At 30.1% G+C, this 10,601-nt stretch carries 12 protein-coding genes; 9 read left to right on the forward strand and 3 right to left on the reverse strand.

Going from position 1 to position 10,601, the window contains the following annotated elements:
- Window positions 1-19: 19 nt before the first annotated feature.
- Window positions 20-295: a rhodanese-like domain-containing protein gene (locus ACKTTQ_RS14170; protein ID WP_113787609.1), complete on the forward strand. Its 276-nt coding sequence runs from the start codon at window positions 20-22 to the stop codon at window positions 293-295.
- 97 nt (window positions 296-392) lie between these two features.
- Here ACKTTQ_RS14170 and ACKTTQ_RS14175 read toward each other — a convergent pair whose 3' ends face one another.
- Both ACKTTQ_RS14175 and alaS read right to left on the reverse strand, forming a co-directional pair.
- The gene (locus tag ACKTTQ_RS14175; protein WP_408049568.1) at window positions 393-1,343 is read right to left on the reverse strand and encodes a GSCFA domain-containing protein; all 951 of its coding nucleotides are present in this window, start codon (window positions 1,341-1,343) and stop codon (window positions 393-395) included.
- A gap of 167 nt (window positions 1,344-1,510) precedes the next feature.
- Complete coding sequence (gene alaS / locus ACKTTQ_RS14180) at window positions 1,511-4,126, reverse strand: alanine--tRNA ligase (RefSeq protein WP_299135441.1); 2,616 nt, start codon at window positions 4,124-4,126, stop codon at window positions 1,511-1,513.
- Between the two features lie 154 nt (window positions 4,127-4,280).
- Here alaS and ACKTTQ_RS14185 point away from each other — a divergent pair, with 154 nt between their 5' ends.
- The 8 genes from ACKTTQ_RS14185 to ACKTTQ_RS14220 all read left to right on the forward strand — a co-directional run bounded on the left by ACKTTQ_RS14185 (window position 4,281) and on the right by ACKTTQ_RS14220 (window position 10,091).
- Window positions 4,281-5,249, forward strand: coding sequence for a M23 family metallopeptidase (locus ACKTTQ_RS14185; protein ID WP_113787549.1), 969 nt, complete (start codon window positions 4,281-4,283; stop codon window positions 5,247-5,249).
- Window positions 5,250-5,258: 9 nt separating this feature from the next.
- Window positions 5,259-5,588 carry a MerR family transcriptional regulator gene (locus tag ACKTTQ_RS14190; protein ID WP_093870165.1) on the forward strand — a complete coding sequence of 110 codons (330 nt, stop codon included), beginning with the start codon at window positions 5,259-5,261 and terminating at the stop codon, window positions 5,586-5,588.
- Window positions 5,589-5,599: 11 nt separating this feature from the next.
- Entirely contained in the window at window positions 5,600-6,193 is a 594-nt protein-coding gene (locus tag ACKTTQ_RS14195) for a LemA family protein (protein WP_113787548.1), read from the forward strand.
- 3 nt (window positions 6,194-6,196) lie between these two features.
- On the forward strand, window positions 6,197-6,634 hold the full coding sequence (locus ACKTTQ_RS14200) for a TPM domain-containing protein (RefSeq protein ID WP_408049569.1): 438 nt from the start codon (window positions 6,197-6,199) through the stop codon (window positions 6,632-6,634).
- Window positions 6,635-7,456: a TPM domain-containing protein gene (locus ACKTTQ_RS14205; protein WP_408049570.1), complete on the forward strand. Its 822-nt coding sequence runs from the start codon at window positions 6,635-6,637 to the stop codon at window positions 7,454-7,456. It abuts the gene before it with no gap.
- A gap of 151 nt (window positions 7,457-7,607) precedes the next feature.
- Window positions 7,608-8,321, forward strand: coding sequence for a hypothetical protein (locus tag ACKTTQ_RS14210; protein WP_408049571.1), 714 nt, complete (start codon window positions 7,608-7,610; stop codon window positions 8,319-8,321).
- Between the two features lie 70 nt (window positions 8,322-8,391).
- Window positions 8,392-9,138, forward strand: coding sequence for a subclass B1 metallo-beta-lactamase (gene bla, locus ACKTTQ_RS14215; protein WP_408049572.1), 747 nt, complete (start codon window positions 8,392-8,394; stop codon window positions 9,136-9,138).
- Window positions 9,139-9,230: 92 nt separating this feature from the next.
- Entirely contained in the window at window positions 9,231-10,091 is an 861-nt protein-coding gene (locus ACKTTQ_RS14220; RefSeq protein ID WP_408049573.1) for a hypothetical protein, read from the forward strand.
- Window positions 10,092-10,208: 117 nt separating this feature from the next.
- Here the strand turns inward: ACKTTQ_RS14220 and ACKTTQ_RS14225 are convergent, their stop codons facing one another.
- On the reverse strand, window positions 10,209-10,583 hold the full coding sequence (locus tag ACKTTQ_RS14225; protein ID WP_408049574.1) for a DUF423 domain-containing protein: 375 nt from the start codon (window positions 10,581-10,583) through the stop codon (window positions 10,209-10,211).
- Window positions 10,584-10,601: the final 18 nt, after the last annotated feature.

The raw sequence follows: 10,601 nt of genomic DNA on the forward strand, positions 1-10,601 counted from the left end.
TTTATTTAGAAAAAAAAACATGAGTAACGAAATTAAAGAATACTTAGAGAAAGGAGCAGTTGTATTAGATGTTAGAACTCTAGGTGAATGGAATGAAGGACATTCTGAAGGTGCTAAGCATATTGTTTTAAATACAATACCAGAAAATGTAGAAATAATTAAATCATGGGGTAAACCTGTAATTGCTGTTTGTAGAAGTGGAGGAAGAAGTGGTCAGGCTACTGATTTTTTAACTAATCATGGAGTTGACGTGATTAACGGTGGTCCATGGGGAAATGTAGATCAACATCTTTAAACTACTTTTAAGAAACTGTTTAAAATAAAAAAGGCAATCTGAAATAATATCTCAGATTGCCTTTTTTTATCCTGTATATAATATAAAGTTGATGTTTTTAAAAGGAAATATGTGTGTGTGTGTCTTTTAAGATTTTTATTTTTTCTTGAAGATTAATTATAAATTTCTGGTGTGCTTCTGAATTAGGGTTAAAAGACCTATGTGCCAATCCTTTTTGAATAATTTCAATTTGATTCATTGTTTGTAAAGAATCGTTTGTAAACCAAGTTTGGTTGAATTTTTCCCAAATATAATTTATAGCTGTTGTATTTGGGTGAATCATATCTTCAGTGTAAAAACGATAATCACGTAATTCATCCATCATTATTTCATAGGAAGGAAAATAATATGTTTTATCTCGAGGCTCAATAATGCTATGAATAGCCGTTAATAAATGTGATTTACTTCGTTGGTTTTCAATAAAACCATCTTTAATATGACGAACAGGTGATACCGTATATAGTATTGAAGCATTTTTATTTACTGATTTTATTAATGAATTAATAGCATCTAAACTTTCTGAAATTTCTTCAACAGATAAAATTTCTTTTAAAAATTTTTTTTGCGGTATTTTATGGCAATTAGCCACAATAGAGTCACTTTCTATAAATCGATATACCCAAGAAGTACCTAATGTAATAACTATATGTGAGGCAGTTTTTAACTGTTTTGAAGTTGTGTTTATTGCTTCATTTAAACAATTTAATAGCTTGTTTTTATTAGGAGAACTTAAAGAAGAATGAGCATCAAAAGTATGCCATCGTTCATTCTGAAAAAAGATATCTTGTTCAGTATATTCTTTTTGGTTAATTGCATTATTAACTATTGTTTCAATAGCTTTAGGATGAAATAAAATACCAAAAGGATTTTGTAGCGTTTTAAATTTATAATACGTTAATTTATTTCCGATATTTTCAGAAAAGCAAGAACCAATTAATACAACTTCCGATTGATAATCTAATTGATTATGCTGTTGAGGTTTTAACGGTATTTGAGTTTGTAAATTCATGATTAACTCTTTGATATTATAATATAAGGAAGTCTTTTTTGAAATCAAGATTAGAGTTTTCTAGTGCTTAAATTTAAAATGCTCACCTTTATTTCTTTCTCACAAATATAAAAAGGTTCAAAGTAAATGAAAACTTTGAACCTTTTTTAAAATATTTTTAATCTGTTTTATCCGATGTATTCAATTGCTTTTTCTAATACTTTTGGAATTCCACCTGGGTTTTTACCTCCAGCAGTAGCAAAGAAATTTTGTCCACCACCACCACCATGAATGTACTTTCCTAATTCTCTAACTACTTTACCAGCATCATACCCACGTTCGTTTGCAAGTTCTTTAGAAATATAACAAGTTAACATTGCTTTTTCTGGTGAAGCAGAAGAAGCAAATAGAATAAATAAATTATCTATTTCCCCACCTAATTCAAATAGTAAGGTTTTAATACTAGTTGGATCTAAATCTACTTTAGTAGCTACAAAGTGAACACCATTAACCTCTTGTAATTGGTTTTTGATGTCACCCTTCATGTTTTTAGCTTTATCTTTTAATAATTGCTCTAATTGCTTTTTTAAATTAGCATTTTCATCTTGTAAAGCAACTACCGATTTAGTAAGGTTTTTAGGGTTTTTTAATACTTGTTTTACTTCTGTGTAATTACGTTCAATATCTTCAAAGTAATCACCTACGGCTATATTAGTAATGGCTTCAATACGACGAATTCCAGCTGCAACGGCTCCTTCTGATTTTATTTTGAAATACCAAATATCACCAGTTTGTTGTACATGAGTTCCACCACATAATTCTGTTGATTGTCCAAAACGAATAGCACGAACACTATCACCATATTTTTCACCAAACAATGCCATTGCTCCTTCGTCAATAGCTTGTTGCATTGGAATGTTTCTTTTTTCTATTAACGGAAGGTTTTCACGAATACGAGCATTCACAAATTCTTCAATTTCTTGTAACTGATCTTTGTCAACCTTTGAAAAATGAGAAAAATCAAAACGTAAGTATTTTGGACTTACTAATGATCCTTTTTGCTCAACATGTGTTCCTAAAATAGCACGTAATGCTTGGTGTAATAAGTGAGTAGCAGAGTGATTGCTAGCGGATAATCGTCTAAACTCATCATTTACTACTGCTTTAAACGTGTCATTTAAGTTTTTAGGAAGGTTTTTAGCAAAATGAATAATTACATTATTTTCCTTTTTAGTATCCGTTATGTATATAACATCACCATTTGGAGTTTCAATGGCACCTTTGTCACCAACTTGTCCACCACCTTCAGGATAAAAAGGAGTCATGTTAAATACTAATTGATATTGGTCACCATCTTTTTTAGTGGTAACTTTTCTGTAACGTGTTAATTTTACATCAACCTCTAAAGTGTCATATCCTACAAATTCTTCAGTTTCATCTTCTATTAAAGTAACCCAGTCACCAGTTTCACTTGCAGAAGCTGCACGAGAACGATCTTTTTGAGCTTTCATCCCAGCATTAAATTCCTCTTCATTAATCTCATATCCTTTTTCACGAGCAATTAATTGAGTTAAATCTAAAGGAAAACCATAGGTGTCATATAATTCAAAAGCTTTTTTACCAGATACTGTTTTTCCATTAGTATCTTCTATAACCTTATCTAATAATAACAATCCTTGATCTAGTGTACGTAAAAAAGAGGCTTCTTCTTCTTTAATTACATTATGTACTAAAGTGTCTTGCTTTTTAATTTCAGGAAAAGCAGCACCCATTTGATGTGATAAAGTTTCTGCTAATTTATAAATAAAAGGTTCTTTTTGATTTAAGAATGTAAACCCATAACGAATAGCTCTACGTAAAATTCTACGAATAACATAACCAGCACCATTATTACTTGGTAATTGACCATCAGCAATAGCAAAAGCAACTGCACGAACGTGGTCAGCAATAACACGAATAGCAATATCTATTTTTTCATCTTTACCATATTCAATCCCAGTGATGGTTTCAACTTCACGAATTAAAGGTGTAAAAACATCAGTATCGTAATTAGATTGAACTCCTTGTAAAACCATACATAAACGTTCAAACCCCATACCTGTATCAATATGTTTAGAAGGAAGCCCTTCTAAAGAACCGTTAGCTTTACGATTGTATTGCATAAATACTAAGTTCCAAATTTCAACAACTTGTGGGTGATCTTCATTAACTAATGATTTTCCATCTACTTTAGCTTTTTCTTCGGCTGAACGAATATCAACATGAATTTCTGAACATGGACCACAAGGACCTTGCTCACCCATTTCCCAGAAATTATCTTTTTTATTTCCCATTAAAATACGATCTTCTGAAATATATTGCTTCCATAAATCGTATGCTTCTTGATCCATTTTAGTACCGTCTTTTTCATCACCTTCAAAAACAGTTACGTATAAAATATCTTTATCTATTTTAAAAACCTCGGTTAATAATTCCCAAGCCCAAGCAATAGCTTCTTTTTTAAAATAATCACCAAAACTCCAGTTTCCTAACATCTCAAACATAGTATGATGATAGGTATCATATCCAACTTCTTCTAAATCATTATGTTTTCCTGAAACACGTAAACATTTTTGAGAATCTGAAATTCTATTATTTTTTGGTGTGGCATTACCTAAAAAGTATTCCTTAAACGGGGCCATACCAGAGTTGGTAAACATTAAGGTAGGATCGTTTTTTAGCACCATAGGCGCAGAAGGAACGATGTCATGTTGTTTCGATTTAAAAAAATCTAAAAATTTAGCTCTAACTTCTTGAGATTTCATACCACTCCAGTATCTTAAAATTGTTAATTTTTAACTAAAAAACCGCTTTAAATAAGTAGTTTTAAAACATTTTGTAAATTTGTGTGTTTCCAAACAATAAACCCTTAAATAAAGGCGCTCGTTTAAAGAGCACAAAAATAGTATATTTAGCATTATGGCGAAAGTAAAATATTATTATGATCCAGAGACGTTATCTTATAGAAAAATAGAGAGTAGATCAGCCGAAAAATATAAGAAAGCTTTTTTAGTGGTAACAGGAGGATTATTAATCGCTTTTTTAGGATTCATAGGTTTTAGTCAGTTTTTATTAACACCAAAAGAGAGAGCCCAAAAAAGAGAACTAGAAAACTTAAAGTTACACTATGAACTACTTTCAAAAAGAATGGACGAAAGCTCTGGTGTTTTAACTGAATTACAAGAAAGAGATAACAACATTTATAGAACATATTTTGAGGCAAGTCCAATTGCTGAAGAACAACGTAGAGCAGGTTTTGGTGGTGTAAATAGATACAAACATCTTGATGGTTTTGATAATAGTAGCATGATTAAAAATGTAACCAAAGAGTTAGATATTTTATCTAAACAAATGGTAGTTCAATCAAAATCGTTAGATGAAATAGTCAATTTAGCTAAAGAAAAAGAAAAGATGCTAGCTTCTATTCCTGCAATACAACCTGTGAAAAATGAAGATTTAAAAAGAATGGCTTCTGGGTATGGTATGCGATTACATCCTATTTTAAAATCTTGGCGTATGCATAATGGAATGGATTTTACGTCACCTACTGGAACACCAATTTTTGCATCAGGAAATGGAAAGGTAATTAAAGCACATAGAAGTTCAACTTTTGGAAAAGTAGTATACATAGATCATGGCTATGGGTATAAAACAATTTATGCTCATATGAGTAAAATGGTGGCTAAGAAAGGACAAAGTGTAAAAAGAGGAGATTTGATAGGGTATGTAGGTAATACAGGACGTTCTGCAGCGCCACACTTACATTATGAAGTTCATAAAAATGGACGACCAGTAAATCCTATTTATTTTTATTATGGCGATTTAACTCCTGAAGAATTTATAGCAATGCAAAAGGCGTCTCAGCAAAAGGGGCAGTCGTATGATTAAAAAATAAAAATGTACGTAGAGTTACCTGAAAAAAGATACTATAAAATTGGCGAAGTTGCTGATGCTTTCGGAGTAAATACTTCCTTGATCCGTTTTTGGGAAAAAGAGTTTGATGTAATTAAACCTAAAAAAAATGCAAAAGGGAATAGGTTATTTACAAAAGTAGATATTGAAAACTTTAAACTTATTTTTAATTTAGTTAAAGAAAGAGGCTTTACTTTAGAAGGAGCTAAACAAAAGTTAAAGAGAAATCCAGATAAAGTGGTAAACAATCACGAAATAATTAGTAGATTGGAAACTGTAAAAGCAGAATTAATAAAAATCAAAAATCAATTATAAAATCAAAAATTATGAAAAAATGGTTAGTGCCTATAATAATACTTGTTATCGGTTTTTTTATAGTAAGTTGGGGTATTGGAGTTAACAATGAGATTGTAGAGTTAAAAGGAGAAGCAGAAATAAAGTGGGCTAACGTTGAGAGTTCATATCAACGAAGAAATGATTTAATAGGTAATTTAGTAAAAACGGTACAAGGAGCTGCTGATTTTGAAAAATCTACGCTTACCGATGTTATTAATGCCCGTGCCAAGGCTACTTCTGTAAATATAAACGCTGGAGATTTAACTCCTGAAAAAATGGCACAGTTTCAGCAAGCTCAACAAGGATTAACTGGTGCATTATCTAAATTATTAGTGTCAGTTGAACGTTATCCAGACATTAAGGCTAATAAGAATTTTTTAGAATTACAAAGTCAATTAGAAGGTACTGAAAACCGAATAAAAATAGCTCGAGACCGTTTTAATAAAATGGCAGGGAAGTATAATATATTTATTGAAAAAATTCCTAATAATTTAGTTGCTTCTTTTAGAAGTTTTACTAAAATGAGATTATACCAATCTGATGCAGGTTCTGAAAACGCTCCTAATGTAGATTTTAAGTTTTAATTGATGTCTAAAGTTGAAGACTTTCTTTCTGTTCAAGAAGAACAAGAAATTGTTTCTGCGATTAGGCAAGCTGAACTAAATACTTCTGGTGAAATTAGAGTACATATTGAGAAGAGTACAACACTTTCTCATTATGATAGAGCACTAGAAGTATTTAGTACTTTAAAAATGTATAATACCAAGCAAGAAAACGCAGTACTTATTTATGTAGCTGTTGAAGATCATAAGTTTGTAATTTATGGTGATAAGGGTATTGATACTGTAGTACCTAAAAACTTTTGGGACACTACTAAAAATACCATGCAGGAGCAATTTAAAAAAGGCAATTTTAAGCAAGGGATTATTGATGGTGTTTTAAAAGCAGGTGAAGAACTAAAAGCACATTTTCCTTGGCAGGCTAATGATGAAGATGAGTTGTCTAATGAAATATCAAAAGGCTAAATGAAATTGAAAAAGACCATTTCTACTTTAATCCTTATATTTTCACTATTTAGTGTTTTTAATATCTTTTCTCAAGGTTTTGAAATTCCAAAGAAGCCGAAAAAAGAAAAAGATCAGACGAGTTTATTTGATTATATAGGTTTATTAACTCCGCATGAGAAAACTACATTAGAACAAAAATTAATTAAATATTCAGATACTACTTCTACACAAATAGTACTTGCTGTTATTAATTCCACGAAAGGTGAAGAAATAGGTTATTTAGCTACAAATTGGGCACATGAATGGGGAATAGGTCAAGAGAAAGAAGATAATGGTGTTTTTATATTGTTAGCTAAAGATGATAAAAAAATTACTATTAGAACTGGTTATGGGACTGAGCATTTATTGACTGATTATGTTTCACGTCAAATAATTGAATACAACATTATTCCTTACTTCAAAAAAGGAAATTACTATGCAGGTTTAGATAGTGGAATTAATTCGATATTTAAAGTACTTCAAGGAGAATTTAAAGGAGAAAGAAAGCGATCTAAAGATGGTTTTGACCCGAGTTTTATTATTTTTATTATAATACTTATTATATTCTTTATCATAATATCTCGCGGAAACCGAGGAGGTCGAGGCGGCGGAAGAAAATATAGAAGATCAGATCCAGCTAGAGATATCTTCGATACTATCATACTAAGTAATTCTGGAAGAGGAGGTTTCGGAAACGGAGGCTTTGGAGGTTCTTCTGGTGGAGGATTTAGTGGCGGCGGTTTCGGAGGAGGCTTCGGAGGCGGAGGCTTTGGCGGAGGTGGTGCTACTGGAGGATGGTAACATAAAAATACTTTTCAGTTTTAAAAAATATACAAATATAAAACCACTGATTTTTCAGTGGTTTTTTTATGATTATAAAAAAAATATTAAAAAAAATAAATTATTAAACTAATGGTTTATATATTAGTTTCTAACTAATTAATAGTGAAAAATGGAAAATAAAGAAGCTCCTGAAAAAAGTAAAATAGATTTTATAAAATGGTTTATAAATACAGTAGTAATAGGATTATTAACTTTTTTCTTTTCATGGATTTTGGATGAACGAAAGCAAGGGGTTGAAGAAATAAAAGTATATAATACATATGTTGAATTAATAACAAAGGTTGACGGGTTAGCAGAGAGAAGATTATTAGCAGAGTTTTTTTCAAACGTAACAGTGTCTGGTCAGTTAAAAGAAGGATGGAAAGACTATTATGATATTTTAGATAAGCAATATAAAAATGAAATAGCTAAACAAGATTTAATTATTTCTAAAACTGATACAACGACTATAGAAGGGAAAATTGAACGCGAAAAAGCAATTTTGAAAAAGAGTACGATAGAAGGTACAGGTGTTATATCTCCTATTATAACAAAACTAAACCCTCAAAACTTTAAATTGGCGCTACAAAAAGAGTTAGAAGGTTTTACATTATTGATAAATAAAGATATTGAAGGAGCTATTTTAGCTTTTTCTGAATCTGAAAATGCATATAATTCATTTCATCAAGTGTATGAAATAGAAAAATACTTAAAAAGTAAATTGCAATCAGAAGAAGTAAAGAGTGATGAGTTTTGGAAAGTGATTTATAAAGATTTACTTGAAAAATATAGCTGGAAAATGCCCAGAATAATAAAATCTAAATTAGAAAATTTCTCAAAATAATGAGTTGCTTATACTAAGTAAATTGAGAGAAGTATTTTCATAATTGTATCTTTGTAAGAAATAAATTATTATGAAAAACTACTTCTATAGTATAGGTGTTATACTGCTATTTTTAATTACTGTTAGTTGTAAAAAAGAGATTGATGCATCTAACGAAGTATATTCTTCAGAAACATTAAAATTAAAACAGCTAACCGATAATGTGTATGTACATACTACATTTTTAGACACAGAAAGTTGGGGTAAAGTAGCTTGTAATGGTATGTTAGTTATAGATAATAATGAAGCAGTGGTTTTTGATACACCATCTGAAAATAAAGTAGCGAAAGAATTAATTACTTGGATAGAAAACCAAAAAAAAGCAACCATAAAAGCTGTAATTCCTACCCATTTTCATGTTGATTGTTTAGGAAGTTTACAAGTTTTTCATCATAAAGAGATACCATCATATGCTAGTTTAAAAACGATAAAATTAGCTAAAGAGCAGGGTACTATTATACCACAACATGGCTTTCATAATAATTTTGAATTAAAAGTAGGTAAGAATAAGATTACTTGTGAGTTTTTAGGTGAAGGGCATACGAAAGATAATATAATTGGATATTATTCTAAAGATAAGGTATTGTTTGGAGGTTGTTTAGTAAAAACACTAAAGGCTAAAAAAGGGAACTTAGCAGATGCTAATGTTAAAGAGTGGTCAAATACCGTTAATGCAGTAAAAGGTAAATATAAAGATGCTAAATGGGTGATACCTGGGCATGGTAATGAAGGAGATACTTCATTGTTAAATTATACAATAGCGTTATTTAAGGAATAACTGGATAGTTAATATTATACATAAACTAACTTTATAGTATGGCTTAGAAATTGTTTTTTAAGTACCTTTACTATTATAAGTAATTCTTCAAAATGAAAAAGGTATTCTATTTTTTTTTAAGTATATTTTTAGTTTCAAGTTGTACAAATTATGGGCAATTAAAAATAGTTGGCTCAGTGCCAGATGAACTAGAAGAGGTGTCTGGAGTTGAAAAAATAAAAGGATCAGATATTTTATGGATGCATAATGACGGTGGAAATGAAGCTGATATTTATGGTGTAAATGTTTTTGGTGAAATACAACAAACAATTGCACTGACTACAAAAAATAAAGATTGGGAAGACATTACTTCAGATGAAGAAGGTAATTTATACATTGCTGATTTTGGGAATAACGGTAACAAACGTAAAAATTTAGTTATTTATAAAATAACTGCAGAAGAGCTAGCGTCTCAAAATATAATAACACCAAAAAAAATTAAATTTAAGTATCCTAATCAAACTAAATTTCCACCCAAAAAGAAAAAACGTTTTTTTGATGCTGAATCATTATTGTATTTTAAAGGAGGGTTATATGTTTTTACTAAAAGTCGTGTAAAAGGAGCGTATGGTAAAACAAGTTTATATAAAGTACCAACCACAAAAGGGAAATATACTGCAGAATATATTGATACGTTTGAAAATTGTAATAATAGTATACACTGTTGGGTAACTGCAGCATGTATATCTCCTGATAAAACAAAAGTAGCCTTGTTAACTCATGATCAAGTATTAATTTTTACAGACTTTACTGATGATAATTTTTTCAGTGGAGTAGTAACTGAACATGATTTAGGGCATACTTCACAAAAAGAAGGAATTACTTTTAAAGATAATAACACACTTTATATTACTGATGAACAATCTCACGGAGCTGGAGGGAAGTTATATGAGTTTTCCCTTGGGAAAAAATAAAGATTAGTTGATTTATATACTTAGCTATCAAAAAATGCAACTTATTTTTTAGGAATAACTAATAGATTCCTTCTTTCGACCTCAATCTTAATGAAGTTAAAATATACTTGGAATAAACTACAGGTTAATAATTTCAACAAATAAAAAGATCCAGCCAAAAACTAAGAATAGTCCACCAAGTGGAGTAATTGGACCAAGAAAACGTAGTTTTTTGCCTTTGGCATCTGATAAAACTAATCCGTAAATACTAAATGAGAAAAGCAAAACTCCAATTATAAAGCTCCATCCTAATAATGGATTTGGTATTTTGAAGTTAAAACCAATAGTTAGTAAAACAATAGCATGGTACATTTGGTATTTTACTCCTGTTTCAAAAGATTTTAACTGAACATCAGTTAAAATTTTCTTTAAGGCATGGGCTCCAAAAGCACCAAAAATAACTGCTAGCATTCCAAAAATGGCTCCAAAAAATAAAATGGTTTGTTGTGTCATAATTTGTTTTAAAAAATT

Source organism: Tenacibaculum halocynthiae, from assembly GCF_964512825.1.
GTDB classification, from domain to species: Bacteria; Bacteroidota; Bacteroidia; order Flavobacteriales; family Flavobacteriaceae; genus Polaribacter; species Polaribacter halocynthiae.

Coding starts and splice junctions, on each gene's coding strand:
- alaS (WP_299135441.1), bottom strand. CDS start 4,126: ATGAAATCTCAAGAAGTTAGAGCTAAATTTTTAGATTTTTTTAAATCG.
- ACKTTQ_RS14225 (WP_408049574.1), bottom strand. CDS start 10,583: ATGACACAACAAACCATTTTATTTTTTGGAGCCATTTTTGGAATGCTA.
- bla (WP_408049572.1), top strand. CDS start 8,392: ATGAAAAACTACTTCTATAGTATAGGTGTTATACTGCTATTTTTAATT.
- ACKTTQ_RS14175 (WP_408049568.1), bottom strand. CDS start 1,343: ATGAATTTACAAACTCAAATACCGTTAAAACCTCAACAGCATAATCAA.
- ACKTTQ_RS14185 (WP_113787549.1), top strand. CDS start 4,281: ATGGCGAAAGTAAAATATTATTATGATCCAGAGACGTTATCTTATAGA.
- ACKTTQ_RS14195 (WP_113787548.1), top strand. CDS start 5,600: ATGAAAAAATGGTTAGTGCCTATAATAATACTTGTTATCGGTTTTTTT.
- ACKTTQ_RS14190 (WP_093870165.1), top strand. CDS start 5,259: ATGTACGTAGAGTTACCTGAAAAAAGATACTATAAAATTGGCGAAGTT.
- ACKTTQ_RS14200 (WP_408049569.1), top strand. CDS start 6,197: ATGTCTAAAGTTGAAGACTTTCTTTCTGTTCAAGAAGAACAAGAAATT.
- ACKTTQ_RS14210 (WP_408049571.1), top strand. CDS start 7,608: ATGGAAAATAAAGAAGCTCCTGAAAAAAGTAAAATAGATTTTATAAAA.
- ACKTTQ_RS14205 (WP_408049570.1), top strand. CDS start 6,635: ATGAAATTGAAAAAGACCATTTCTACTTTAATCCTTATATTTTCACTA.
- ACKTTQ_RS14220 (WP_408049573.1), top strand. CDS start 9,231: ATGAAAAAGGTATTCTATTTTTTTTTAAGTATATTTTTAGTTTCAAGT.
- ACKTTQ_RS14170 (WP_113787609.1), top strand. CDS start 20: ATGAGTAACGAAATTAAAGAATACTTAGAGAAAGGAGCAGTTGTATTA.